Annotated in this window: 20 protein-coding genes; 9 read left to right on the top strand and 11 right to left on the bottom strand. The window is 60.9% G+C overall.

Going from position 1 to position 24,844, the window contains the following annotated elements; all coding sequences use genetic code 11:
- Window positions 1-32 precede the first annotated feature (32 nt).
- On the bottom strand, window positions 33-1,712 hold the full coding sequence (locus ACUZ9P_RS03990; protein ID WP_449248724.1) for an FG-GAP repeat domain-containing protein: 1,680 nt from the start codon (window positions 1,710-1,712) through the stop codon (window positions 33-35).
- 218 nt (window positions 1,713-1,930) lie between these two features.
- Here ACUZ9P_RS03990 and ACUZ9P_RS03985 point away from each other — a divergent pair, with 218 nt between their 5' ends.
- The gene (locus ACUZ9P_RS03985; protein WP_449248723.1) at window positions 1,931-3,322 is read left to right on the top strand and encodes an RsmB/NOP family class I SAM-dependent RNA methyltransferase; all 1,392 of its coding nucleotides are present in this window, start codon (window positions 1,931-1,933) and stop codon (window positions 3,320-3,322) included.
- Between the two features lie 52 nt (window positions 3,323-3,374).
- On the opposite strand, the gene hypF is transcribed toward ACUZ9P_RS03985, so the two are convergent.
- On the bottom strand, window positions 3,375-5,876 hold the full coding sequence (gene hypF, locus ACUZ9P_RS03980; RefSeq protein WP_449248722.1) for a carbamoyltransferase HypF: 2,502 nt from the start codon (window positions 5,874-5,876) through the stop codon (window positions 3,375-3,377).
- A gap of 175 nt (window positions 5,877-6,051) precedes the next feature.
- Between hypF and ACUZ9P_RS03975 the strand changes: the two genes are divergently transcribed.
- The 4 genes from ACUZ9P_RS03975 (at window position 6,052) to ACUZ9P_RS03960 (ending at window position 10,487) form a co-directional block, all read left to right on the top strand.
- Window positions 6,052-6,621: a helix-turn-helix domain-containing protein gene (locus tag ACUZ9P_RS03975; protein ID WP_240825337.1), complete on the top strand. Its 570-nt coding sequence runs from the start codon at window positions 6,052-6,054 to the stop codon at window positions 6,619-6,621.
- A gap of 108 nt (window positions 6,622-6,729) precedes the next feature.
- Window positions 6,730-8,409: an AMP-binding protein gene (locus ACUZ9P_RS03970; RefSeq protein WP_449248721.1), complete on the top strand. Its 1,680-nt coding sequence runs from the start codon at window positions 6,730-6,732 to the stop codon at window positions 8,407-8,409.
- 353 nt (window positions 8,410-8,762) lie between these two features.
- Window positions 8,763-9,827, top strand: coding sequence for a signal peptide peptidase SppA (gene sppA, locus ACUZ9P_RS03965; protein WP_449248720.1), 1,065 nt, complete (start codon window positions 8,763-8,765; stop codon window positions 9,825-9,827).
- 168 nt (window positions 9,828-9,995) lie between these two features.
- On the top strand, window positions 9,996-10,487 hold the full coding sequence (locus tag ACUZ9P_RS03960) for a hypothetical protein (protein WP_449248719.1): 492 nt from the start codon (window positions 9,996-9,998) through the stop codon (window positions 10,485-10,487).
- 82 nt (window positions 10,488-10,569) lie between these two features.
- On the opposite strand, the gene ACUZ9P_RS03955 is transcribed toward ACUZ9P_RS03960, so the two are convergent.
- The 4 genes from ACUZ9P_RS03955 to ACUZ9P_RS03940 all read right to left on the bottom strand — a co-directional run bounded on the left by ACUZ9P_RS03955 (window position 10,570) and on the right by ACUZ9P_RS03940 (window position 14,586).
- Window positions 10,570-11,832 (bottom strand): diguanylate cyclase, encoded by a 1,263-nt coding sequence (locus tag ACUZ9P_RS03955; protein WP_449250233.1) that lies wholly within the window; start codon window positions 11,830-11,832, stop codon window positions 10,570-10,572.
- Window positions 11,833-12,201: 369 nt separating this feature from the next.
- Window positions 12,202-12,546: a hypothetical protein gene (locus tag ACUZ9P_RS03950; RefSeq protein WP_449248718.1), complete on the bottom strand. Its 345-nt coding sequence runs from the start codon at window positions 12,544-12,546 to the stop codon at window positions 12,202-12,204.
- On the bottom strand, window positions 12,543-13,988 hold the full coding sequence (locus ACUZ9P_RS03945; RefSeq protein ID WP_449248717.1) for a hypothetical protein: 1,446 nt from the start codon (window positions 13,986-13,988) through the stop codon (window positions 12,543-12,545). The genes ACUZ9P_RS03950 and ACUZ9P_RS03945 overlap by 4 nt, the downstream gene beginning before the upstream one ends.
- Window positions 13,989-14,001: 13 nt before the next feature.
- Window positions 14,002-14,586 carry a hypothetical protein gene (locus ACUZ9P_RS03940; protein ID WP_022658895.1) on the bottom strand — a complete coding sequence of 195 codons (585 nt, stop codon included), beginning with the start codon at window positions 14,584-14,586 and terminating at the stop codon, window positions 14,002-14,004.
- Between the two features lie 239 nt (window positions 14,587-14,825).
- Here ACUZ9P_RS03940 and serS point away from each other — a divergent pair, with 239 nt between their 5' ends.
- Window positions 14,826-16,100 (top strand): serine--tRNA ligase, encoded by a 1,275-nt coding sequence (gene serS / locus ACUZ9P_RS03935; RefSeq protein WP_449248716.1) that lies wholly within the window; start codon window positions 14,826-14,828, stop codon window positions 16,098-16,100.
- Window positions 16,101-16,180: 80 nt separating this feature from the next.
- Here serS and ACUZ9P_RS03930 read toward each other — a convergent pair whose 3' ends face one another.
- The 5 genes from ACUZ9P_RS03930 to ACUZ9P_RS03910 all read right to left on the bottom strand — a co-directional run bounded on the left by ACUZ9P_RS03930 (window position 16,181) and on the right by ACUZ9P_RS03910 (window position 21,765).
- On the bottom strand, window positions 16,181-16,669 hold the full coding sequence (locus tag ACUZ9P_RS03930) for a hypothetical protein (protein ID WP_449248715.1): 489 nt from the start codon (window positions 16,667-16,669) through the stop codon (window positions 16,181-16,183).
- An 89-nt stretch (window positions 16,670-16,758) separates the two neighbouring features.
- Entirely contained in the window at window positions 16,759-17,550 is a 792-nt protein-coding gene (locus ACUZ9P_RS03925; RefSeq protein ID WP_449248714.1) for a DUF4198 domain-containing protein, read from the bottom strand.
- Between the two features lie 140 nt (window positions 17,551-17,690).
- A complete protein-coding gene (locus ACUZ9P_RS03920) occupies window positions 17,691-18,332 on the bottom strand; it encodes a class II aldolase/adducin family protein (RefSeq protein ID WP_449248713.1) in 642 nt (213 codons plus the stop codon).
- A gap of 33 nt (window positions 18,333-18,365) precedes the next feature.
- Window positions 18,366-19,433 (bottom strand): thiamine-phosphate kinase, encoded by a 1,068-nt coding sequence (gene thiL, locus ACUZ9P_RS03915; RefSeq protein ID WP_449248712.1) that lies wholly within the window; start codon window positions 19,431-19,433, stop codon window positions 18,366-18,368.
- A gap of 1 nt (window position 19,434) precedes the next feature.
- A complete protein-coding gene (locus tag ACUZ9P_RS03910) occupies window positions 19,435-21,765 on the bottom strand; it encodes an ATP-dependent helicase (RefSeq protein WP_449248711.1) in 2,331 nt (776 codons plus the stop codon).
- Window positions 21,766-21,882: 117 nt separating this feature from the next.
- Here ACUZ9P_RS03910 and ACUZ9P_RS03905 point away from each other — a divergent pair, with 117 nt between their 5' ends.
- The 3 genes from ACUZ9P_RS03905 (at window position 21,883) to ACUZ9P_RS03895 (ending at window position 24,587) form a co-directional block, all read left to right on the top strand.
- A complete protein-coding gene (locus ACUZ9P_RS03905; RefSeq protein ID WP_449248710.1) occupies window positions 21,883-23,139 on the top strand; it encodes a multidrug effflux MFS transporter in 1,257 nt (418 codons plus the stop codon).
- 133 nt (window positions 23,140-23,272) lie between these two features.
- Complete coding sequence (locus ACUZ9P_RS03900) at window positions 23,273-24,040, top strand: class I SAM-dependent methyltransferase (protein WP_449248709.1); 768 nt, start codon at window positions 23,273-23,275, stop codon at window positions 24,038-24,040.
- Between the two features lie 10 nt (window positions 24,041-24,050).
- Window positions 24,051-24,587 (top strand): hypothetical protein, encoded by a 537-nt coding sequence (locus tag ACUZ9P_RS03895; protein WP_449248708.1) that lies wholly within the window; start codon window positions 24,051-24,053, stop codon window positions 24,585-24,587.
- Window positions 24,588-24,844: the final 257 nt, after the last annotated feature.

The raw sequence follows: 24,844 nt of genomic DNA, 5'->3' as shown, positions 1-24,844 counted from the left end.
CCCCTCGCGCTGGCGAAGGGCCGTCTACCCCGCTAGTTGGGGCTTATTTCAAAGTCGCTCAAGTCCGCAGGCACGTTGGGGTTGGTGGCCGAAACGTCCAGAGGATAGGCGGTAATCATGCACTGGCGGCTGCCGATGCCGAGATCGGGCGAGGTGTTCAGGCCCACCACAAGATCAAGGATGCCATCGTTGTTCACGTCAGCCAGGTCGATTTCTGCCACAGAACCACGGATGCGGCGGGTCTTCCACTTGAGGCCAAGGCCCACGCCGTCCCAGTACAGGGCATGAACTTCGCCCTGGGGGAAGAAGCGGTAACGGTCAAAGAACTGCGCCGCAGTGGATATGGGCTTGTTGACCAGCAGCGTGTAGTCGCCGGTATTGCCGATGTCGGCAGCGATGAGGCGCATGGGGGCGTAGTACTTGCTGGGCAACTGGTAGGCTTTGTCCACGCCCAGGCCCGGCATGCCCTTGTAGTGATCCATGCCCGTGGCAGAACCGGAATAACGTTCCATGGTGGTGTGAATCAGGCTGTTGCCGTGGCCCTGGAAGAGCTTGATGCGCTCGTCGTCGGTCAGCATGACAAGCTGTTCACCCTTGCCGTTCTTGCCGGCGGGCAGCCACACGCAGTTGAACACGGTGGCGCCGGTGGGCAGGTCAAGACGGGTGCCAAGCGTAAACTTGCCGTCCTGCTTGGTCATGATGCGTACGCCGGGGGCAAAGAGCTTGAGCGAATCCCAGCCCTGACCCACGAGAGTGGGGCTGTAGGTAGGGGGCACACGCATGACGCTCACATAGTAAGGAATGCGGTCGGCAATGGTGGTGAACTTGTTGCCCTTGAAGCTATAAATGAAGGAGTAAGGGCGGTTGCTCGATTCTTCGGTGGTGGTCACAACAAGAGCCATGCTGCGGTCGCGGTTGAGGTCGATGGCGCGCATGGAGAAGTTGTTGTTGGAACGCGAAACCACGGTTTCGCCAATCAGCTTGAGCTGACCGTTGGCAGGCCAGCTGTAGATGCGCAGATCGTGATCGCTCAGGATGGCGATTTCATTCTTGCCATCGCCGTTAAAGTCGCCCACGGCCATGTCGACCATGTTGTAACCCAAGCGCTGGGTGCGCAGGCGGGAGCCGTCTTCAGCACCGGCGCCCTGATAGCGGAACTGCGGGTTCAGGTACACCTGCTGCTGACCGGTTTCGTTGGTGACGATGTCGCCATTGGCGGTTGCGCCACGCGGGGAACCAGAGGCGGTGGAGCCGGGGGTGCGCATTGCGGAGGAAATACCAAACACTTCCTGGCTCAGGGCCGAGGTCAGGTTCTGCACAGAAGTGGTCAGTTCGCTCACAGGAGCCTGGGCGGTTTTGCTCCAGGTTTTGCCGGCTTTGTCCACGCTGTTCATAACAATGGTGCAGTCGTTGCCCATGACGCTCACGGAGCCCCAGATGGCGTTGTCCGCCCCAGAAGAGCGGAGCGCCTGCTGGGCTTCTGCCTGGCTGGCGGCCTTGTTCTGTCCCGCACGGGCTTCAAGTACGCCAGGGCGGTCAAGGCGTCCCTGAATGGTAGCCTGAACAGCCTTGGAAAGGTAAGCGTAGCTCTGGGGGGCATTGACCACAAAGGGCAATACCACAGCGCTTTTAGCGGCGGCGCTGGCAGCGCCCGCAGCAACGGCGACGAGCATCAGGCAGACCGAAAAAGTCAGTCGCATGGCGAATTTCATTCCATTCTCCTTGAGTATTCACGCAAATACCCGGTAAAGTACGGCCACGGGCCGTTGTGGCGGTCAACCGGTACCGACTGTCAAATGCAGCCCGGCACGTCCGCACTGGCGCACTATACGCACACTTGCAGCGCCGTGCAAGACGCAAGGAGCCCGTGGAGCGCGCCGCAACAGATAAATTCCTTGCGGGAAGGGCGTACTGTCAATAATATGCCGCCATGCCGAAAACTCTTATCCGTTCTTTCCGCCTGGTATGCGCCCCGGAACAGGTGCCCGCAGTGGAGGCCCTGCTGCGCGCTCAGGGGTATGATTTTGAGCCGGAACCTTTTTCTCCCCTGTGCCGCCGCCTTGTGGCCGAGCCGCGCCCGCTTGGCGGTTCGCTGGCTGCATTTTTCGGCTACATTTATATACAGGATCGGTCGTCCATGTTGCCGCCGCTGGCGCTGGCTCCCGCTGCTGGCAGCGCCGTGCTCGACATGTGCGCAAGCCCTGGCAGCAAGACGGGCTTTCTGGCCCAGCTTGTGGGGCGCAATGGTTTTGTGCTCGGCAACGAGCCTTCGCCCACGCGCCTTGGCACCCTGCGGGCCAACCTGCACCAGCTTAATCTGATACAGGCCGCCACCTGTTCGTACAGCGGCGATGCTCTGCCTTTACGCCCCGGTTCGTGGGACGCAATTCTGCTTGACCCGCCCTGTTCTGGCTGGGGAACCGCAGAAAAGCACCCGCAGGTGCTCAAGCTCTGGCAGGGCGACAAGCTTGACAGCCTCACCGGGCTGCAACGCCGTCTGCTGCGTCACGCCGCCTCGTTGCTGCGTCCCGGCGGGCGGCTGGTGTATTCCACCTGCACGACCAATGTGGATGAAAACGAGGCGCAGGTGCGCTTTGCCGAGCAGGAGCTGGGGCTGGAGCGCGAACACCTTGATCCCATCCCCGGTTTCGTGTGGGAGGAGCTGCCCGGCGGCGAAGGCACCTTGCGCGTGGACGGCGCGCGCTCGCAGGCTCAGGGATTTTATGTGGCCCTTTTCCGCAAACCGGGCGATGCGAATGCGGCGGCTCTGCCCTTTGAAAACAATGGGTCTGAGCCGCAAAAAACCGTTTTTGAAACGTCTGCTACCGTTCCTTCCGGGATGCAGAGCGCGGGCCAGCGCAATGGACGGCGTATCGGGCGTAATCGCGGTGATGGCCCAGCGGGAAAGCCCGTTGAACGTCCTTCGGGCAGTCCGTTGCCGCCGGAAAGCCTTGTGGGCGTCACCTGCAACCCTGACCTGCTGCCCCCAGGGCGAGCGGTGCTGTATGGCGAGCATGTACGCTTTGTGCCGCCTCAAGCCACGGCTCTTTTGCCCCCCGGTTGCGTATGGCAGGGTTCATTGCTGGGCAAGCTCAGCGGCGGAACGCTGGATGCCGCGCCGCGCCTGCGCGTACTCATGCAGTCGCCGCCGGATGCCGCCTCCAGCCTGGTGCTGGACGATGTGGCCGATATCACGGCCCTGTTGAGCGGGCAAAGCCGCCAGACAGGTTTGAGTGGACGCGAGGCTGGCCTGTGGTGGCGCGATCTGCCGCTGGGGCGTATTGTTCTCAAGCAGGGCAGAGCCATAGCCGGATTCAAATAGGTGCAGATTCTGTCCGCAGGTTTGTCTTGCTGACTTTTCCGCCTTGCAGGCATCAGTTTTTCGCCCTTGCCAGCATCCTTCTGCCCCACACGGCCTGACCGAGGGAAAGCCCGCCGTCTCCGGGCGGCAGTTCATGGTGGGTGAGGGCTGTTAGGCCCTGCTCCGCCAGCGCCAGCGGCAGCAGCCGCGCCAGCGTGGCATTCTGCAATACGCCGCCGGTGAGGCCCACACAGTTCACACCCAGTTTGCGGGCCGCACGGCCCGCCATGCCTGCCAGCGCCCGCGCAAGGCTGAGGTGAAAACGCGCCGCAGCTTCTGTGGCGTCCATTCCCTGCGCCTGCGCCTGCGCAACGTGGGCAAACAGGCCTGCGCTGTCCAGTTCCAGTAAATCGTGCTGAAGCGCAATACCCACGGGCCAGATCAATGTGGCAACGTCCTTGTCGCGCGCCTTGCCCTCCAGCGCCGCGCGTACATGCTCATTGGCCCGGTTGGCGGCATCTTCAAGGCGGATGGCGGCCTGACCCTCGTAACTTGTATCAAGGCACAGTCCCAATTGCGCGGCCACCGCATCAAAGAGGCGTCCGCAACTGGTCGTGGCCGGGCAGTTGATGCCGCGCCGCAGCATTTCTGTCACTGCGGCTGCGGCCTGCGTCTGTTCCGGCAGCCAGGGGCTGTGCCGTGACGAAAGAGGAATTTCCGCCTGCTCGCACAGATTGCGCAGGGCCAGCGCAATGCGCCAGGGTTGGCGCACCGCCGCATCTCCGCCCGGCAAGGCAAAGGGGGCCAGACGGCCCACCCTGCGCCACTGGGCCTGTTCAAGTTCCATGAACAGGAGTTCTCCACCCCAGACTGTGCCATCATCGCCAAGGCCCGTGCCGTCAAGGCAGAGGGCCAGGGCCGGGCCGTAGTGGCTGTTTTCGGCCAAAACCGCAGATGCGTGGGCAGCGTGGTGTTGCAAGCGCCACAAGGGCAGGCCTTCGCGCTCTGCGCGGGCCTCGGCATAGCGGGTGGAAAGAAAATCGGGGTGCGCATCGCACACCAGAGCCTCAGGCCGCACCTCCAGCAGCTTTTCCAGATGCGCGGCCACCTCCTCATAAAAACTCAGAGTGGCGGGATTCTCCAGGTCACCGATGTGCTGGCCGACAAAGGCCTCGGCCCCCCGCGTCAGGCAAATGGTGGCCTTGAGCTCTGCTCCGGTTCCCAACACGCAAGGGGCGTTTTGCTCCGCCTTGGGCAGAAAAACCGGGCGCGGCACATAGCCCCGGGCGCGGCGGTAGAACAGCGGTTCCGCAAGCTGGCTTGCGGGCGCAGACGTGCCGTGCGCATCCGTACCGGGCAGGCTCGGCTGGAGCGTCACCACGCTGTCGTCAACGCGCACTAGAATATCCCGGTCGTGCAGCAGCCATGCGTCCGCCAGATGGGCAAGCCGGGCCAGAGCCTCGCGGTTGCCAAGGCAAATGGGCTCGCCCCCGGCGTTGGCCGAGGTCATGACAAGCACGGGCGGCAAAGCCGTGCATTCTGCGAGGCGGCTAAAAAGTACGGCATGCAGGGGCGTGTACGCCAGCATGATGCCGATCTTGCCAGTATCAGGGGCTACCTCGCGCGGCAAATAGGCGGCATCATTCTGAATGGCTGCGCCATGTTGCGGCGTGCTGCGGCGGGGGCAGAGAACAACGGGTTTTTCCGGGCTTTGCAGCAGGGCCTCGTGTTCCGGTGTAAGGTCGCACAGGGCGCGGGCTGTTGCCAGATCGCCAACCATGAGGGCCAGTGGTTTGTGCGGGCGTGTTTTGCGCCGCCGCAGCTCTTGCAGGCTTTGGGCATTACGCGCATCGCAGGCCAGTTGAAAGCCCCCCAGACCTTTGAGCGCCAGAATCCCGCCGTGGAGCAGGGTCTGCACGGCCTGTTCCAGCGCTTGCTGCTGATTTTCTGCGGTCGGCGCAGTTTGTCCCTTGCTGGCCGCAGCCGCATTCACAAACCACAGGCGCGGCCCGCACGTGGGGCAGGCCACGGGCTGAGCATGGAAGCGCCTGTCTGCCGGGTCGGCGTATTCCGCGCTGCACCGGGGGCAGAGCGGAAAACAGCTCATGGACGTGACGGCGCGGTCGTAGGGAATGGAGCGCGTGATGGTATAGCGCGGCCCGCAGTTGGTGCAGTTGGTAAAGGCGTACTGGTAGCGCGGATTGACCGGATCGCGCATGTCGGCGAGGCAGTCGGCGCATACGCCCATATCCGGGCTTACAAGTACGCTGTGCGAGGCCTGACCAGAGCTGGAAACAATGCGGAAGGCTGTTTCGTCCTCCACAACAGGCAGGTCGTGTTCGTCCACGTTGGTCAGCCGTGCCAGCGGCGGCTGTTCGGCGCGCAGGCGGCGGCCAAAGCGCTGCACCTCCGCCTCTGCGCCCTGCATTTCCATACGCACGCCTTCAGAGGTATTGCCCACAGTGCCTGTGAGCCCGCCCTCGGCGGCGAGGCGGTAGACAAAGGGGCGAAAACCCACGCCCTGCACTTGCCCGGAGGCCACAAAGGCCCTTCTGACCATCGGTTGTTTGCTCATGCCTTCAACATAGCGCAAAGAGCAAAATGTGTCAGCAGGGGTATTGTATGACCGCTCAACAGCGCATGTTTGCTTGCGAGCGCACGGGCTTTTCGGTATTTAGTGGGTTGCTTGCCGCCACGTCATCCTGCCAGAGCGGCATCCAACCCGGCATATCCGGCAATCAGGAGCGTCTATGCCCCCCGTGCGTACCATTGGTTCCCGCATCCGTGGATTTCGCGAAGAACGCGAAGTTGACCTGCAAACTCTTTCCCAGAATACGGGCCTTACGGAAGACTATCTTGAAAAGCTGGAGTCAGACGCCATCTATCCTTGCATCGGCCCCCTGCAAAAGGTGGCCCGCGCTCTTGGCGTGCGCCTTGGCACTTTTCTGGACGACCAGTTTTCGCGCGACCCGGTGGTGAGCAGCATCAATGGCGAGGCCGAGGCCGATGAAGCGCTGCACACTGGGCGCGTCCCCCGCCCCAGCTATACCTATCATGCGCTGGCCAAGGGCAAGAACGACCGCAACATGGAACCCTTCCATATCCGCATTTTTCCCGAGAGCGGTGAACGCAAGACCACCTCGCACCAGGGCGAGGAATTTATCTGCGTGCTCAAGGGCGAGCTGCTTGTGGTCTATGGCCGCGAAACCCGCGTGCTCAAGCCCGGCGAAACAATTTACTACAATTCCATTGTGCCGCATTACGTGGGCGCAGCTGGCGACGAGCCTGTGGAATTTCTGGCTGTGACCTACAATCCCTAGGGCATGTTTACTTTCTGTTGGCCTGCACTAAGGCGCGACCCAAAGCCCTTCAGGCCGCACACCGCGTAACAGTGGCGCACCAGCCGCAACACGCCTTTGGGAGGATGCATGGAAGAAAAAGTTCGTGAGCGTCAGGCGCAGTTTGAACTGCGCGAATGGACGTTGGGGCAGGTGCTTGACCACACAGTGGCGCGCTTTCCCGATAATGAAGCATTGGTATACCCTGATCGCAACTATCGTCAGACCTGGAGCGAATTTGGCGCTCTGGTGGACGATTTTGCCAAGGGTTTGATGGCTCTTGGCGTGCAGAAGGGCGAAAAGGTCGCGGTATGGGCTACAAACGTGCCATACTGGGTGGCGTTGCAATTCGCCACGGCAAAAATCGGCGCGATACTGATTACGGTAAACACCAATTATCGTGAACACGAGCTGCGCTATCTGCTCACCCACTCTGAGTGCGAGAATATTTTTCTTATCGACAGCGTGCGCGACCACGACTATCTGGACACGCTCTACCGCATTGCGCCGGAGCTGCGTTTGCAGTCGCGCGACAGGCTTGCGTGCAAGAACCTGCCGCATCTCAAACGCGTGTGCTTTCTGGGGGCGGAAAAGCACCGGGGTATGTACTCCGTGCCGGAAATACTCTCCCTTTCCGTCATGGTGGACGAGGCGGAATACGCCGCCCGTCAGGCCCAGCTCCAGCCGTGGGATGTCATCAACATGCAGTACACCTCGGGCACCACGGGCTTTCCGCGCGGGGTCATGCTGACCCACGTGGGCGTGGGCCTGAACGGATACTGGATTGGCCGCCACCAGAATTTCGGCCCGGAAGACAGGGTCTGTCTGCCTGTGCCGCTGTTCCATTGCTTTGGCTGTGTGTTGGGTGTATCTGCCGCAGTGAATCACGGCGCGACCATGGTTATCCTCGAGTCGTTCAACGCGCTCAAGGTGCTGGCTGCGCTCGACAGCGAGCGCTGCACTGCCGTGTACGGCGTACCCACCATGTTTCTGGCAGAGCTGGAGCATCCGCTGTTCAAACGCTTTGATCTTTCACACCTGCGCACCGGCATCATGGCCGGCTCCGTCTGCCCCGAGCCGCTCATGCGCCGCGTGGTGGACGACATGAACATGAGGGAAATCACCATCTGCTACGGCCTTACGGAGGGCTCGCCGGTGATGACCCAGTCAGACATTCACGATCCCCTGGCGTTGCGCTGCGAAACTGTGGGCTGCGCCATGCCCGGCATTGAAGTGCGCGTGGGCGACCCCGATACCTGCGAGGAACTGCCGCGCGGCGAGGTGGGCGAAATCCTCTGCCGCGGCTACAATGTCATGAAGGGCTACTACAATATGCCCGATGATACGGCCAAGGCCATCAGCCCCGAGGGCTGGTTGCATTCCGGCGATCTGGGCGTTATGGACGAAAACGGGTACCTGCGCGTGACGGGCCGCATCAAGGATATGATTATCCGTGGCGGCGAAAATATCTATCCGCGTGAGGTTGAGGAATTTCTTATGAGCATGCCGGGCGTCCTGGACGTGCAGGTAGTGGCAGTTCCCAGCCGCAAGTACGGCGAAGAGGTCGCGGCCTTTATCATTCCCCGCCCCGGTGTGGAAATTCTGCCGGAAGATGTGCGTGATTTTTGTCGCGGCAAGGTGTCGTGGTACAAGATACCCAAGTACATCAAAACAATAACAGGGTTCCCGCTTACTGCCAGCGGCAAGATCCAGAAGTTCAAACTGCGCGAAATGGCCGCAGAATCCTGGCCTGAACCCTTGCAACGCTGAGAATAAAAGGCGCGCCCTGCACCTTGCGGGGCGCGCCAGTGCAACAGATCATCAGGCTGTGCCTGAAAAGTACAGGCTCCCCTGGGCAGTCATGCGCGCCACGAACCGTGCAGATAGTTTGGCGCCGCACGAACCTGCATGAACATCCCGCTCCGCGCCAGTCTCCGGTCTCTGCCGTCAGCCCAACCGTGTGCCCAGCCCCTTGCCATAAAATATTTCTCAAGCCATTGAACAGGCCATGCGGCCATCCCCGCCGATAGCGCCGCCAGCCTGCGAATTTTCCCACCATCGGGCCAAGGCCCATCACAACTACAATCAGGTCAAAGCGTGTTATGAGCAATCAGGAATTTTCATTGAATACAGATCAACCCCTGTCCATGTCTGCCGCCAGCGAAGCTGGTCATGTTGAAGCCACGTCCGCTGCTATTCCTGCGGCTACTCCCGCGTCTTCATCCGCTGCGTCATCCGCATCGCCATCTGGGGGACAGTCCTGCGCCTGCCCGCTGGCGCAGGTACCGGCAACCGTATGGAAGGATCTGCTGCGTCGTCCGTTCCGCAAGCGGCATCCTGTCGTCTTTTGGGGGCTTATACTGCTTTTGCTGGCAGGTGTCGGCGTGTTTGGCGCCGCCCTTGGCAGCAACGGCCTCATGAGCGGCCAGCGCATAGCCCTCGTGTCTGTTTCCGGCCCCATCATGGACCCGGAACCTGCCCTTGAGTGGATACGCAAGGTGGAGCGCGATCCCATGATCGCGGGTGTGCTGCTGCGCGTGGATTCGCCTGGCGGAGGCGCTGCGGCATCGCAGGAAATTTATAGCGCCGTGCGCGAGCTGGCCCGCAAAAAGCCCGTGGCTGTCAGCATGGGTTCCCTGGCTGCTTCGGGCGGGCTGATGGTCAGCATGGCGGGGTCGCGCGTGTTTGCCAATGCCTCTACCGTGACAGGTTCCATTGGCGTGCGCATGGACATCCCTCAGTTACAGGGACTTATGGGCAAAATCGGCGTAGGGCAAGAGACCATAACCACAGCACCCTACAAAGACGCAGGCTCCTACATGCGCCCGCTGAGCACCGAACAGCGCGACTATTTTAAAAAAGTGCTGGACGACATGCACCAGCAGTTTGTGGATATCGTAGCCGATGGGCGGCATATGGAGCATGCCCGCGCCGCCGCGCTTGCCAGCGGCAAGATTTTTACCGGGCGGGAGGCCGTGCAGCTTGGACTGGTGGACGAACTGGGCGGGCAGCAGACGGCTCTGGCCTGGCTTTCGGAGCAGTGCGGCGTACCAGCGGAGCGCAAGCTTGTGACCCGGCCCAAGGAAGGCGGCTGGCTGCCGCGCAGCCTCAAAACCATGCTTGGGGTAGACCTGAGCGCACTGGGCAGCTTTTCTTCCAGCAGCCCGGTCTTTCTTTATCAGTTTTAGAGGCAGCGTTATCTGTAGTGCGAGCTAATGTGCTCTGACAATAATAGCTAACAAAACTCGCCCTTTATGAGTATTGCGGGCGGCTGTTCTAGACAGCCGCCCTTGCTTGTGCGATACTTCTGCCCGAAAAATACCGCGCACTGCGCGGACATTTCAAGGAGCTTGTCCATGAAATATGCGCTGTTGGGTTCATTGATGGCCTGTGTGCTGTTGGCGGGCCTGTGCGGGGCGGCTGCCGCTGCGGAAAAAAAATTTAACCATTTCAGCATAGACTTGCCCGCCAAGTGCTCGGCAACAGAAAAAGAAAGCATTGTAACCGTTTCCTGCGGGCAGGATTCGTTTTTTTCCATTGGTATTTTTACCAAGGCGGAAACCGGCAATCTGACGCCCAAACAGTTTGCCGAAAAGCAGTCGGCCAGGCTTAAAGGCACTGCGCCTTCAAAGGCTGACGATGGCGGCGGCTGGACGTTCCAGGCCATGTCCGGCAGGGTTATGACCCATGCGGACGTGTCCACTGAGGGCGACCTGACCCTGCTGTTTATCAGCGATGTGAGCGATGCGGACTGGCCCGATGCCCTGCAAAAGGCGTATGATTCCCTGCGCGGGGCCGATGACCGTGCGGACGCACTGATCCAGAAATCGCTTTTTGAGCGGGAATAAGTCCGCGCCAGACGCGCTTTTATCAAGCTTGCCTTAACCGCAAAGCCCCGCCGGATAAACCAGCGGGGCTTTTTTTGCACCGTTAATCGCTTTCAGCAATGCTGCATGCGGCTGAGGCGACCTTGTTGCGCCCGCTGTTTTTAGCTACGTACAGGGCTTTGTCCGCTACTCTGATGAGTTTTTTGCAGGCCGTGTGTCCTGACTGGGCGCAGGCTGCATCGAGCGCCGCAACGCCTATGCTGATGGTCACATGCCCAAGGGCGCTTTGGCAGTGGGGGATGCGCAGTGCGCTGATGGCTTCGCGCACGCGCTCGGCAACCATTGTGGCGCTTTCCTTGCCTGTCTGGGGCATGATGATGGCGAATTCTTCGCCGCCGTAGCGGAACAGCTCATCACCCGGCCTGAAAAGCGCTCCGCTCATGGCCTTTGCCGCACGGGCAAGGCAGTCGTCCCCGGCAAGGTGCCCATAGGCATCGTTGTATAGCTTGAATTTGTCCACATCGACCATGCCAACGCACAGCTCGCCGCCTTCCCGCGCAAGGCGCGCCACTTCCCTTTGCAGGGCTTCATCAAAATGGCGGCGGTTGAACACGCCTGTCAGGTAATCCTTGAGATTTATCTCTTCCAGTTGGCGATTGGCGGCCTCCAGCCGGCGCTCCAGCCCCTTACGCAGGCTTATGTCGCGCAGCGACACACAGATGGAGCGGATCTCGCCGCAGGCATCGGGCAGGGCGTAGATGGCCATAACGTAGTCCTTGCCGTCCCAGATGATTTCCTGCTCGGCAATGGCTTCGCCAGAAGGGAGTATCCTGAAAGCCTCGTCCACCACGTCAACGGAAGGAATGCCCACTTCAAGAATGTGGGAACGCACCAGGGCGTTGGCGGGCTTGTTCGCAATAATGGCGTACTGCGCGTTGACCGCCAGCAGCTGCCCATCCCTGTTGACGATGCAGAGCGCCATGAAATCATGCGCAAACACCTCCTCAAAAATGGGCGCGAAATCTCCGCGCATATCTACAGAGCCTATGTTATGTTCTTCGCCCTCAAGGCCAAGAAGTGCGCCGCTGGCACTGTACAGGGGCCTTATGTTCAGGCTGGTAACCGTGTGTGTGCCTCTGGGACACACATAGCGCACGGTGCAGCCTGTGAGCGCCATGGTCTCGGTAGAAGCAAGGGCGCGGCGGAGCATGGCGGCGTCAGCCGGGTGCATGCAGTGAACCAGAGATTTGCCCGCGAGTGATCCCACTGGCAATTCCAGCAATCGCTCCTTTGCCGCATCCACATGGACATAGACCAGATCAGGGTCAATGCCCCAGCAAAATGATTCCTTGGTGTTTTTTTGCATCGACACGGTTCCCCCTCCCTTGCCGCCCTGCCTGGTTCAGGGGCATTGTCCCTGCTGCGCGGAACTGCGGCAAAGACTCTGTCGATTTCAACGCCAGAATATATAGAAGGGAAGCATTTCGCCAGAGATTTCGGACAGAAAGGCGAGTGCCAAAGAAATATCGAAGATGCCAAATATCCGGCGGGCACAATGGTTGTGATTATGGGAGCAAAGGGAGGGCGCAAACAAAAAAATATGAAAACCATAATTCTTTGGCGCGAAAATTCGAGAGTAAAATGTGATTAAATCACATTTCCGAGTAGCGGCGCAAGCGCGGAATGCCTCTGCGCAATATGACGAAATTCAGGTAGACAGGGCAAAATTCTGAAATCAATGGCCGGAGTAATCCAGAACATTGTTCAGCGGAGCACTGTGGCTTTCAATACGTCCGCAGTTGAAGGTGTGGCGATTAAGCCGCCAGCCCTCCATATCAAGCACGTCGAGTTTTCCCTTATGTTCCGGGCATAGGTGCTCCCCAAGCACAGCCAGTACTTCATCCACGGGAAAGTACATGCCTTCAAAGGAAATGCGGGCCATATCGCCGTCACGCTCAAGAACAGGCACGTCATCTTCATCCGGCATGGCACCGGCGCAGGCCTGTTCCAGAGCCGCGTAAAAATCATCGTTTACAGGATACACATGCCCGTAAACCTTAAGCAGAGGGGATCGGCTCATGGTTTTTCGGCCGTGTCGCCAGCCTTGACGGGCGGTTGGGGCGTGACGGCATCAACAGCGGGCTGGCCTCCCTCTTGCCTTGGAGATGTAAGGCACATCTGCTGCCCACGGGCGGCGGCAAGGCCATCGCAGTCGCCCAGAGCGCAGGCGGCGGCCAGATCATCACACATGCCGGGTTCGTTGCTGCGCAGCATGCGCAACGCGCCGCGCGCCCGCAAAAGCCGGACTTTATCCGAAGTGTGGGGAAAAGTATCCGTTGTTGCTTCCAGCGCGGCGCTCAGGTCATCTTCGGCAAGCGCCAGTTGCTGCAAGCGCCAGTGGGCCAGTGCGCGGATGTACCGCGCGCGCCCAAGGTCAGGGGCAAGCTCCAGTGCGGCAGTGCAGGAAGCGATACTGCGCTGCGGCATGCCCGCCTGCAAAAGAGCCTCGCTCAGAAGTAGCTGGGTTGCGGCGCTCTGCGGCAGATTGACGGCAGATTTTTCAAGGACTGCCAGAGATTCTGCCGAGGTCAGCCAACCCTCGGGTGAAAGGCGCAAGGTATCCAGAGCCGCAATGGCAGCGGCAAGTGTGTCTGCCAAGGCGTCTGCTTTTTGCCTCGCCTGCTGTTGCGCCGCCTCCCTGGCGATGCCCTCGGGGGTCGGCATGGGAGGGTGCTGGGTCAACTGCCCCGGCGGTGTCGCCTTGGCAATATACCACGTACCGCCAGAACCGGGGCCTGCATCGCCAGAGCCGCCCGCTCCGGGCAGGGCATCGGCCGTGGCAACCTCCTGAGCGACCTGCCGGGCGTTTGCCGTTGCGGCCATCAGGTCTGCCAGCAGCAATCGCCGCACTTTCAGGGCATCAGGATTGCGCAGCAGCCGCAGCAGTGTTTCTGCCGCATCGGGCCGGGCCAGCAAGGTGACTGTGATGCTTTGCGCGCCGGAATCCCCACCAGCGGCAGCATGGTCAACCTCTGTCAGCGGGGTGTACAGTTCTGCGGCCAGCGCCGTGTATTCGTTGAAATCGGTAATGCCCATGCGGATGTCGCGCCTGTTGGGCAGGGCTGCTGCGGCAGTGTGCAGGGCATCCAGAAGGGCGGCGGCTTCCGCGCACAGCCTTTGGGCATGCGGGGGCAGTGGAGCAGCGGGGCAGTGTGCGCTGCGAAGAACGGGCGATGGCAGGGGGAGGGGGCCTGGTCTGGAAGCAGATGGGCCGTTTTCCAAAGGCGAGAGCGGATCAGGCGTGGGAGGCGAGGGGCTGGCGCTTTCGGCTGGGTTGTTGTCAGCCGTATTGCCGTTGCTACCCTTACCCGCAGTTGCTGGTTTGTCAGCGGCAGAGACTGCCGTCGGAGGGCCGGGCGTGTGTTCTGCTGCGCATGCCGCACCGCCGGTCAGCACGACCGGCGGCAGGGCAAAAGTTCCCAGCAGAGCCGCCAGGGGCAAGCTGGAAAACAATGTACGCAAGGCCCGCATGGGCTTATTTTTTTGCCTCGATGGTCTGGACAATCTTGTGCGCCATGGGTTTGACCAGGTCGCGCAGAGTTTCCAGCATCAGGTTGTCGGCAGCGCTGCCTGAGGGCAGGCCGGTGCGCGACTGTGACGCGTTGAGCGATTCACGCAGGATGCGCGCCTGCCGGTTGGCAAGCACGTAGTTTGCGCGCAGCGATGTGGACATGTCGGTGGTGGACGTTTCGCGGATGTTGGCTTCGTCGACCTGGCCAGTGACCATAAAGTCGGGGTTGCCCTTGCGCGCTTCGTTCACGCTGATGGAATAGGAAACCTGCATGCCGTTGCGCGCAAGTTCATCGGCCAGAGCCTTGCTGATCCACTGGGCGACATTGTCGGTGGTGACAAACGCGCTGCTGTCGCGGCGGGTGCCGATGACGGTCTGATCCATGCGTTTGTCTTCAAACATCACAACGGTCACACGGGGTGCGTTGGGAGAAGGAAGCACCGAAGCGTCCAGAGCGGGCGGCGGCAAGAGTCGAACATTGTTGCTCGGCCCGCAGGCTGCAAGCAACGCCAGCAGGGATACACAAAGAACAATGCGTAAATGTTTCATGACGGCCTCACGTAACTTGTATAGAAAATCTCCAGAATACTCGTTACTACGTATACGCAAAATTTGCCTTTTGCAAGGTTTGCAGGTCTGCCTGTGCCGGATTGTCAGATACAGGCCGCATGCAGCCGCCTTGCAGGCAGCGGCCCAGCATGCTACAGCCTGTCTGTTGCGCTCCCCATCCTCATGTGGAGCAGATTTTGCTATATCCCGCGCGGTGCGCGTTTTTTTCAGGAGCGGCTATGATTGACCTCAAACTGGTGCAAAAGCAGCCCGAAGTGCTGACCAAGGCTTTGACCGACAGGCATTCGGATCTGGATGTTAATGAATTTCTGGCGCTGGACGCCCGCCGCCGCGCCCTGCTGACCGAGGTGGAAACCCTCAAGAGCCGCCGCAACGCGGCCTCTGCCGAAGTGGCCGCCAAAAAACGCGCAGGCGAAGATGCCACGGCCCTGCTGGCCGAAATGAGCGGCGTTTCCGACCGTATCAAGGAACTGGACGTTGAAACCGCCCAGGCCAAGGCCGATGTGGAAACCTGGCTCATGCGCGTACCCAACCTGCCTGACGCCGCCGTGCCAGTGGGTAAGGACGAATCGGAAAACGTGGAGGTGCGCCGCTGGGGCACGCCGCGTGAATTTGATTTTGAGCCGCGCGAGCATGGGGATCTGGGCGTGGCCCTTGGCGGGCTTGATTTTGAGCGCGCCGCCCGCCTGACTGGCAGCCGCTTTGTGGTGTCCCTGAACTGGGGGGCACGCCTTGAACGCGCACTGGTGAACTTTTTTCTTGATCAGCACACAGTGGCTGAAGACTATATTGAGGTCTGCCCGCCCTACATGGTCAACCGCGCCAGCATGACAGGCACGGGCCAGTTGCCCAAGTTTGAGGAAGACCTGTTCAAGCTGCGCGAGTGGGAATACTACCTGATCCCCACTGCCGAAGTGCCGCTGACCAATCTGCACGCTGGCGAAGTGCTGGACGAGGCCGATCTGCCCCGCGCCTATTGCGCGGCCACGCCCTGCTTCCGCTCTGAGGCGGGCAGCGCGGGCAAGGATACGCGCGGCCTTATCCGCATGCACCAGTTTACCAAGGTAGAGATGGTGCGTTTCGCCCATCCTGACGACAGCTTCAACCAGCTTGAGATCATGCGCGGTCATGCCTGCAACCTGCTGGAAATGCTCGAACTGCCCTACCGCGTCATCACGCTCTGCACGGGCGACATGGGCTTCAGCTCTGCCAAGACCTATGATGTGGAAGTGTGGCTGCCCACGCAAAAGACCTTCCGCGAAATTTCGTCCTGCTCCAATTGCACGGATTTTCAGGCCCGCAGGGCCGATATCCGCTTCAAGCCCAAGGGCGGCAAGGCCATGTTCCTGCACACGCTCAACGGCTCCGGCCTGCCCACGGGCCGCACCATTGCCGCCATCCTTGAAAACTGTCAGCAAAAGGACGGCAGCCTTGTGCTGCCCAAGGTGCTGGTTCCCTACATGGGCGGCAGGGAAGTTATTGAGCCGAAATAAACGCTCATTGCCAGATCTAAAAACGGGTGCTTCCATCAGGAGGCACCCGTTTTTTGCGGTCAAAAACAATTTTGAATCTATCAGACCGTAAATTTTTTTCTGCGCCGCAGCACGGCTGCCGCCAGCGCCATGTTGGCGATCAGGCTCAGGCCAAGCAGAATACGCAAGGGCATGGCAAAGCCGCCCGGCCCTGCATCGTGCCCGCTGTCTGCGGCTGTGGAACCCTGAACTGCGCTGATTTCCACCGGGTGTTCAACCCTGTGCCCCATGTTGTCGGCCATGATGATACGCCAGCGGCCCGGCGCATCAGGCATGAAGGCAAATCGCCCCTGCGCGTCCGTGCGGCCATTCTGAAATTCCACCTTGTCGTCTGCGGGGCTGTACACCTCCACCTTGGCATAGGTGGGCTGCTCACCGCTGGAGTAGGCAAACTGCACAAGCACCACGCCGTCGTGCCGGGTATCTGCCGCATACAGAGCATGGGCCGAAACCTGTGCCGAAGCGCCTGCCAGAAGCAGCGCAACCGCAAGGCAGATGGCGGCGCAGCGCCCCAAAAGAAAAATGCGCATATAACTATCCTTGCCTCAAGCAGGTGTGGGAATGCGATCAGGCGGGAGAAAGCTAACCTTCCCCCGCCTACCTGCGTGTGGATATGGGGCTACTTTACGGGGAACACATAGGTGGCGCGCAGATGGTGCTCGTCAGCGTCCGCGCCGGGGGTCTTTTCCACCACAGTGGTGCGCAGCATCCACAGGGCGGGCTTGTCTATGGTAAAGGAGGCCTTGCCCTGCGCATCGGTCTGCGCCTTGGATTTGTAAGTGTCCTGCTCCTTGCTGAAGGCATCGTGGGTCAGGCCCACAGTGGCATTGGGCACGGGCTTGCCGCGCAGCAGCACCTGCACGTTCAAGGGGCTGCCGGGCTTGATGTCTGCGGGATTGGTCAGCAGCACAAGTTCCAGATCCTGGCCAAGAGCCTTGCCGAACAGGGTATCCTTGCTGGCGGGATTGAGCAGAGTCTTGGCGAATTTTTCATACTTGCCGGAAGATTTGACCTTCATGCCCTTGGCTTCAAGGGCGGCGCGGCTGCCTTCCATTTCACCCTGCGTTGTTTCGCACCATATCTGGGGCAGGCGGTGGCCCACCAGCATGGCGGGGCCGTTCTGCGCGAGGGTGAAGTCGCCCACCAGCGCAACAACCGCCTTGTCTTCCGCAAGGGCGATGTCGGTTTTTTTGTCGCCCTGCAAGAGGTACAGGCGCACGTTGGCGGGATTTTCGGCTTCTTCGCTGACCATGAACACATGGGCTGCCTGCGCCTGCATGCGGGTTTTCTGACCGGCGGCAGGGGTTGCCGTGTCGGGCTTGAGGATGAATTCGTGGGCCAGGGCGGCAGTGCTGGAAATCATGAGACCCATAAGGGCCAGAGCAGCGCAGAAGTGCGAACGGATATGCATGGTGGGGGGCTCCTTTGATTTTGTGTTACGAAATTTTATTGAATGCTACAATAGCGCATATGTTTTTGCAAGTTGTAACACTAAAAGAAACAAAAAAGCCCGCCAAAAGCGGGCTGAAAGGTGCGGCTGCAATGCCTGCGCTAAACCGTGGCAAGTATCTGCAGCGCGGCCAGATGCTCCAGTTCTTCAGCCAGACACAGGGCTTCGGCCAGGGTACGCCCAAGGCAGCACAGGCCATGCCCGGCCATCCACACGGCATCCTTGCCGCTGGCAGCCAGAGCTACGGCCTCTGCCAGCTCGGTGGTGCCGGGGGGCAGGGCCGGGGCAAAGCCCAGCTTGGCACGCCACACTTCGGCTTCAAAGAGGGGCAGGCGCAAAAAGTCCTCCTGTCTGCCCGCCAGCCGCAGGCTCAAAGCAAGCAGGCGGCGAGGGTGGGTGTGCAGGATGGCATTACAGTCCGGGCGGGCGCGATAGATGGCAAGGTGCATGCCCGATTCAGTGGACGCTGGCCCGCCTGACACGGTAGCGCCTGTGGCGATGTCCATAAGGCAACAGTCGGCGGCGGTCAGCCTGCCCTTGGCAGCGCCGCTGCGCGTGACGCAGACAAGCCCTGGTGCGTTGCTGCCAAGCCTGCGGCTGGCGTTGCCGTTGCAGCCGGACAGCAGGCCCTGCTTCCATGCATCGCGGCAGATAGCGCGGAATTCTTCAACCATTTGAGAAGAAATGGAAGGTTGATCTTCTGAAAGCGGCGCGGATTCTGACCGCTGCGAGATGGTGCTCATGCGGGGTTTCCTTTGTTTTGCCATGCGTGCATGTCAGGCCTCTTGCCCTTTGTGCTCAAAGTGGTCAAAGCCGCGCATGTCCGCCAGAGTGTCCAGCGGTTCGTTGTTGCACACAAGACCGCCGCCCGCGGTCACAACGCCGATGCTTGTAAGGCGCGGTATGGCCGCATGCAGGGGGGGTAGCATGTCGGGCGCGCACGAACCAAGCAGGGCGTAATCCTCGCCGCCAAGCAGGGCTTCGTGTACGGGATTTTTGCCATGGGCTTCGGCATAGCTCACTACTTCGGGGTGCAGTTGCCCACGGGCCAGCATAATTTCCGCCCCCAAGCTGCCGCGCGAGACCTGACCCGCAGCGCTCAACTCGCCCGTAAGGCCAAGCAACCGGGGCAGATCGCGCATGATGCCGTCAGAAACATCCATGAGCGCAGGCGGTCGGGCGTTGAATCCTGCCCGCGCCAGCATGAGGCCAGCGTCCACCTGCGGCTCGGGGTGCAGGTGCGCCGCGCAGGCGGCGGGCCACTGCTCCAGAGCCGTGCGGCCCTGAGCTTCAAGGGCTTTGAGCCCCGCGCGGGCAAGGCCCAGACGTCCCACTACAAAGAGCACATCGCCGGGCATGCTGCCACCGCGCACAAGAAAGGTGCCGGGGTCGGCGGGTTCGCCCCACACTGTCACAGAAATATGCAGACGCTCGCAGCCGGAAAGATCGCCTCCGGCCAGCACCATGTTGTGTTGCTTGGCAAGACCGGCCATGCCTGAGAAAAACGCGTCCAGCCACGGTTCGTCCACCCAGCCGGGCAGGCCGAGGCAGAGGGTAAAGGCCGCGGGCCGCGCCCCGCAGGCCGCAAGATCGCTCACATTGACGGCCAGCGCCTTGTAGCCTGTTTCTTCAGGGGTAAAATACGAGCGGCGAAAATGCACGTCTTCCAGAAAAAGGTCGCTGCTCACGGCAAGGGGCTTGCCGCCGCGCAGCACGGCGCAGTCGTCGCCCCTGCCCAGCAGCAGGGAAGGCCCGGTCTGCGGAAAATGTCTGCCAAGACAGGCCAGAATGCCGTCTTCAGAAAGAGAGCCATGAGAAACAGGGGATGCGTGGGGCGGAACCATATCAGCTCTCCAGAATCAGATATTCGCTCAGAATGACCTTGAGGCCAAAGCCGGGGAAATTCACCTGCACCTTGTCCGGCGGCAGATGGCGCACGATCTTGCCCCGCCCGAAAATACGGTGGCGGCAGTAGCACAGATCGCCATCGGCTGCGGCCAGCGTCCCTGAACTTCCATGAGCCGCCGCAGGGGCGGACGCGGGGGTCGCAAAGGGAAAAGTCTGCTTGCCCGAGCCGCTTGCTGGCGCATTCCCCGGCGCGTCGTCTGGCGCAAGCTGGCAGTCGTCGTATGCATCGTGGCTCGGTGGGCGCTGCGGACGCGGCAAAAGCCCGCCCGAAAAGCCCTGCGCTCCACCAGGCCCGCCAGCTGAAGGCATGGCGGTTTTGCGCCCAAAGCCCACGCCGCCAACGCTGCGGCGCGAAAGCACGCCGCCGAAGCCTTCAATCCATTCTTCAACCATGCCGGGCGCAAGCTCGCGCACAAAGGGGCTCTGGCTCACGTGCTGACTGCCGCGCTCCGCTCTGTTGTAGAGCGAGGCCGGGGCGTAAAGGTCAAGGCACTGGCGCGCGCGGGTGCAGGCCACGTACATGAGGCGGCGTTCTTCTTCAAAATCTTCTGGCCGGGCCAGCGCGTGGCGCGAGGGAAAGCGGTCTTCCACCAGATCAATGATCAGAACGGCGTTCCACTCCAGCCCCTTGGCCGAATGTACGGTGGAAAGGGTGATCTTGCCCTCGTTGCTGTCGGCGTCATCGTCTTCCGGCGCTTCAAGGGCCAGATCTGCCACAAAAAGATCCAGCTCGCTGTAACCGGAGGCCATCTGGATGATTTCTTCCAGCCCCTGCTGGCGGCGGGGCCAGTCTTCGGGGTAAAGGGCCTCGAGGCGGGGGCGGTAATGCTCAAGAACGGACGACAGCGTGCCCGAGGGCGGCATGGGCCGGGCGCGCAGGTCGTCGACAAAGCGCATGTCTTCCAGAAAACCCGGATACTTGGCAAAGGCTTTTTCTGTGGATTTCTGATCGCCGCTGCGGGCCACGGCATAGAGTTTTTCCACCGTCTTGGGGCCAATGCCGCTGTGCTGGGCCGCCACACGGGCAAAGGCGGGCAGGTCGAGCGGGTTGAGCAGCAGGCGCGCGTAGGCAATAACATCCTTGACGTGGGCGGCCTCGGTATAGCGCAGCCCGCCGTATTTACGAAAGGCAATGCCCGCCTGATTGAGGGCCATTTCCAGATTGTAGGAATGGAAGCCAGCGCGGAAAAGCACCGCGATTTCGTGCGGCAGATGGGTCGCCAGCAGTTCTTCAACCCGGCGCACCACCAGCTTGGCCTGACTCATGTCGCTGAGCGGCGTCACAAGTCGTACCGGGTCGCCGCCTTCCTTGCGCGTGAACAGGTTTTTGCGGAAGGATTCCGCAGCGTGGGAGAGCAGGTTGTTGGCCACATCCAGCACAGGCTTGGTGGAGCGGTAGTTTTCTTCCAGCCGCACCACGCGCGCGCCGGGAAAAAGCGTGGGAAAGTCCAATATGTTGCGCACGTTGGCGCCGCGAAAAGCATAGATGGACTGGGCTTCGTCGCCCACCGCCATGACGTTGCCTGGGGGGCCGTCCATCGGCCCTGCCAGCAGGCGCACAATGCGGGCCTGAACCAGGTTTGTATCCTGATACTCGTCAACGAGAATATGGCTGAACCTCTGCCGCAGCGAGGCGGCTGCCAGCGGATTTTCGCGCAGCAGGGCCTCAAGCTCGAACAGCAGATCATCGTAATCCAGCAGGCCCTTGTCGCGGCGGTAGGCATTGTAGGCATCGCCCAGCCGGGCCAGGCCGTCGGCATGGGGCAGCAGATGAAAAGCCTCGCGCCGCAGCACTTCGTCCAGCGGCAGTTCCTTGTTGCGGGCCTTGCTCAGCAGCCCCACAATGCTCTGGGTTTTGGGAAACGACCTGTCGCCCTTGCCCAGTTTGAGCTGATCTTTGCAGTGCTTGACCGCCTCGTTGATGTCGGCGGAATCCATGACTGTAAAGGGTCTGTCGCCAAGCCACGCGGGCTTCCAGCGCCGGAGCGCCCCAAAGCCAAAGGCGTGGAAGGTGCCGCCCTGCACGCCCGCAAGCCCCTGATTGAGCAACAGCCCCGCACGGTGCAGCATTTCATGCGCGGCCTTGCGGGTAAAGGTGAGCAGGAGCATGGCGTCAGGTTCGACGCCGTGTTCTGCCAGCCATGCCAGACGGTAGACGATGGTGCGGGTTTTGCCGCTGCCTGCGCCTGCCACAACCAGCACCGGGCCGTCGCCGCAGGTGGCTGCCTCGTACTGGGCTTCGTTAAGGGCTTGAGCGTAATCAATCATAGGCGCAGGGTAGCATAAGGCGGCAGCGCATACCAGCGCCGCGCAGGGGCATTCCCCGCCCTTGACTTTGCCCGCGCCCGTCCCGAATATCGCGCAAAGAAAAGAAAAAGGACAAGCATGCGCATTACGGAAAATGATTATATTGTGGGTGCCGGCGCAAAGCTGCCACGCCGCCGCAGGCTGTTTCTGGCGCTCTTGCTGGGCATGATGGCCGCCTTTGGTCCGCTGTGTACCGATACCTATCTGCCAAGTCTGCCCGCGCTGGCCGCAGACCTTAACATTTCTACGGCAACAACCCAGTTGACCATCACGGCCTGTCTGCTGGGCATGGCCCTCGGGCAATTGTTTGTGGGGCCCATTTCAGATTCCACAGGGCGGCGCAAGCCGTTGTTCGTGGCATTGATCTTCTTTACGCTGGCTTCCATATGCTGCGCAGCGGCAAAAACGGGCAACAGCTTTATTGCCCTGCGTTTTGCGCAGGGGCTTGGCGGGGCAGGGGGCATTGTGCTGGCCCGCGCCATGGCCTGTGATCTGTTCCGCGGGTCGGAGCTGACCAACTTCATGAGCCTGCTTATGGCGGTCAACGGCATTGCTCCCATTACCGGGCCGCTTCTGGGCGGCTGGCTGGCGTCCTTGAGCGGCTGGCCCCTGATTTTTTATTTTCTGACGGGCTTTGGGGTGCTGCTGATCGTGCTGAGCGCTGTGGGTCTGCCCGAAACCCTGCCGGAAACCATGCGCCGCGAGGGCGGCTTGCGCGCCTCTTGGAAGGCCATGGGCGAGCTTTTGCGGCAAAAGCCCTTTATGTGCTATGTGGGTGTGCAGGGCTTCACCATGGGCGGATTTTTCGGCTACGTGGCGGCCTCGCCCTTTGTGCTGCAGGGCATGTACGGCATCTCGCCGCAGGGCTACAGCGTCATTTTTGGCTGCAACGCCTTGAGCGTCATGTTTGTCGCCCTTGCCACGGCCCGGCTGGCGCGCCGCTTTGGCGAGGCCCGTTTGCTGCAGATCGGCAACACACTGCGTTGCGCGGCCTGCCTTGGCGTACTGGCCGTAACGGTGATTGCGCCAGCTTCGCCCTTGCCCCTGCTCGTGGGATTGTTTTTCATGATCGCCCTTCAGGGCATGACGCTCCCCACGAGCTTCACCCTTGGCATCAGCGCGCAAAATGTGGGCGCGGGAACAGCCTCGGGCATTCTGGGCGTGGCTGTCTTTATTTTCGGCGCGTGCACCTCGCCCCTTGTGGGGCTTGCCGGGGGGGATACCGCCGTGCCGCTGGGCCTGGTGAGCGCCGTTACCGGTCTGGCCGCCGCAGTGCTTGGGCAGTTGGGCAACCGTGAAATGCAAAAGCGCGCCGTGCAGGAAAAACAGGCCTGAGCCGGGTCGTTGCTGGCAGGGAGAGGGCGGCATTGTTGCTGCAAATCAGCCCGCCGCATTGACGCGCTGTAGTCTGATGTTTACAACAAGTGGCGCTTGCGCTTTTTTTCGCCGCGCAGGGAGAACAGGATTCATGGATTGGGATGCCCGTCTTTACGACCAGAACCACGATTTCGTGGCGGCTTACGGTGAAAATCTGCTGGGGCTGCTGCCCGATGGTCTGGGTTTTGTCGTTGACGTTGGCTGCGGCACGGGCACTCTGACCGAAGCGCTGACCGCCAGAGCCGCCCGCGTGGTGGGCATTGACGCCTCGCCCGACATGATCGTGCAGGCCAGAATGCGTCTGCCGCGAGTGGAATTTCTGGTAATGGACGCCTGCGACATGCCGTGGAACGGCTGCGTGGACGCGCTCTTTTCCAACGCCGCGCTGCACTGGATAGAAGATCAGGAGCGGCTGACTGCCGTCATGGCGCGGGCACTGCGCCCCGGCGGGCTGCTGGTGTGCGAATTTGGCGCGCAGGGCAACATCGGGCGCATCCGCGCTGCCTTCGGGGCGGCCTTTCAGGCCGCGCTGGCAGGGGAGGGGATTGGTCCGGCGCATCTGAACTGCGAGCGTTTTTATTTTCCCTCGGCGCAGGAATATGCGTCCCTGCTGAGCTGGCACGGGTTTTCCGTGCGGCTGGCGGAAGAATACGACAGGCCGACCCCCCTCAAAGGCGGGGAAGAAGGCCTTGCTCGCTGGATGGCCCAGTTTTTTGCCCAGGATCTGGATTGCGTGGCCCCAGAGGCTCAGGAAAAGGTTTTTGCCGCCGTGGCGGATGCCCTGCGCGCATCCATGTGGAATAACGGCGGTTGGATTGCTGATTATCGGCGGCTGCGGGTCGTGGCCGTAAAACACTAAGGGAGTCTCCATGCCCGAAGCTCAAGAACAATTTCAGAATGGCGTTGCCAGGGTTCTGGAAGCCGTCATGTTCGAGAACTGGCTGCGTTTTTATTTCATCTCTGAAAAGCCCGATGCCCCTGCCGCCACGGACGGCCAGCCCGCCCTGTTCATTGCAGTGCCGGTCAAGGCCATGGAGCGCATCAGCGAGTTGTTCCCGCGCCTGCTGCCCCTGGCAGAAGAAATGAACGGTCAGGAAGTGACCTTTGAAACCTCCCGCCGCGCGGTCTGTAATTTTGTGCTGGCCCATGTGGACGGTCAGGTCATGCCCCGCGATTCTGCGACCATGATTTTTGAGAGCTCCACCTTCCAGGTGCAGATGCAGCTTTTCAACGCCTGGGTGCAGATGCACGAAGAACAGCTTGACCGCAACTTTGTGGATTTTGGCGGCTGGCAGAAACTCTTTGACGAATGGCGCAATACGCCCGCCGCGCGCGAACTGGCCGAAAAGCTGTCCCTTTCTTTGCAGGGTGCGGCTGTTGCGCCGAGCAAGGACACTGTGCAGTAGGCTGTGCAAGAAAATATTTTGTACAGTTTTGCGCCTTCCAGGCAGGGCACAGGCAAGTAGGGTTAAACATTTTTAACGCATCGCCAGAGGGGCTGTAATAAATTACAAATAAAAAACAACATGTTAGATGATTATTCGCATGCTGTTTTTTATGGCACGGCCATTGCAGCTTAGAAAGTACCTTCCTTTCTTTTGCTGACAGTCTCCTCCAACCGAAACGGCCTGCCTCCCCAAGCGGGCCGTTTTTTTATGTCAAA

Source organism: Desulfovibrio intestinivivus, from assembly GCF_053570665.1.
This window is presented reverse-complemented; position numbering and strand designations above follow the sequence as displayed.

Excerpts from the sequence above, each read along its gene's own strand:
- ACUZ9P_RS03990 (WP_449248724.1), bottom strand. The coding sequence starts at position 1,712 with ATGAAATTCGCCATGCGACTGACTTTTTCGGTCTGCCTGATGCTCGTC.
- ACUZ9P_RS03985 (WP_449248723.1), top strand. The coding sequence starts at position 1,931 with ATGCCGAAAACTCTTATCCGTTCTTTCCGCCTGGTATGCGCCCCGGAA.
- hypF (WP_449248722.1), bottom strand. The coding sequence starts at position 5,876 with ATGAGCAAACAACCGATGGTCAGAAGGGCCTTTGTGGCCTCCGGGCAA.
- ACUZ9P_RS03975 (WP_240825337.1), top strand. The coding sequence starts at position 6,052 with ATGCCCCCCGTGCGTACCATTGGTTCCCGCATCCGTGGATTTCGCGAA.
- ACUZ9P_RS03970 (WP_449248721.1), top strand. The coding sequence starts at position 6,730 with ATGGAAGAAAAAGTTCGTGAGCGTCAGGCGCAGTTTGAACTGCGCGAA.
- ACUZ9P_RS03960 (WP_449248719.1), top strand. The coding sequence starts at position 9,996 with ATGAAATATGCGCTGTTGGGTTCATTGATGGCCTGTGTGCTGTTGGCG.
- ACUZ9P_RS03955 (WP_449250233.1), bottom strand. The coding sequence starts at position 11,832 with ATGCAAAAAAACACCAAGGAATCATTTTGCTGGGGCATTGACCCTGAT.
- ACUZ9P_RS03950 (WP_449248718.1), bottom strand. The coding sequence starts at position 12,546 with ATGAGCCGATCCCCTCTGCTTAAGGTTTACGGGCATGTGTATCCTGTA.
- ACUZ9P_RS03940 (WP_022658895.1), bottom strand. The coding sequence starts at position 14,586 with ATGAAACATTTACGCATTGTTCTTTGTGTATCCCTGCTGGCGTTGCTT.
- serS (WP_449248716.1), top strand. The coding sequence starts at position 14,826 with ATGATTGACCTCAAACTGGTGCAAAAGCAGCCCGAAGTGCTGACCAAG.
- ACUZ9P_RS03930 (WP_449248715.1), bottom strand. The coding sequence starts at position 16,669 with ATGCGCATTTTTCTTTTGGGGCGCTGCGCCGCCATCTGCCTTGCGGTT.
- ACUZ9P_RS03925 (WP_449248714.1), bottom strand. The coding sequence starts at position 17,550 with ATGCATATCCGTTCGCACTTCTGCGCTGCTCTGGCCCTTATGGGTCTC.
- ACUZ9P_RS03920 (WP_449248713.1), bottom strand. The coding sequence starts at position 18,332 with ATGAGCACCATCTCGCAGCGGTCAGAATCCGCGCCGCTTTCAGAAGAT.
- thiL (WP_449248712.1), bottom strand. The coding sequence starts at position 19,433 with ATGGTTCCGCCCCACGCATCCCCTGTTTCTCATGGCTCTCTTTCTGAA.
- ACUZ9P_RS03910 (WP_449248711.1), bottom strand. The coding sequence starts at position 21,765 with ATGATTGATTACGCTCAAGCCCTTAACGAAGCCCAGTACGAGGCAGCC.
- ACUZ9P_RS03905 (WP_449248710.1), top strand. The coding sequence starts at position 21,883 with ATGCGCATTACGGAAAATGATTATATTGTGGGTGCCGGCGCAAAGCTG.
- ACUZ9P_RS03900 (WP_449248709.1), top strand. The coding sequence starts at position 23,273 with ATGGATTGGGATGCCCGTCTTTACGACCAGAACCACGATTTCGTGGCG.
- ACUZ9P_RS03895 (WP_449248708.1), top strand. The coding sequence starts at position 24,051 with ATGCCCGAAGCTCAAGAACAATTTCAGAATGGCGTTGCCAGGGTTCTG.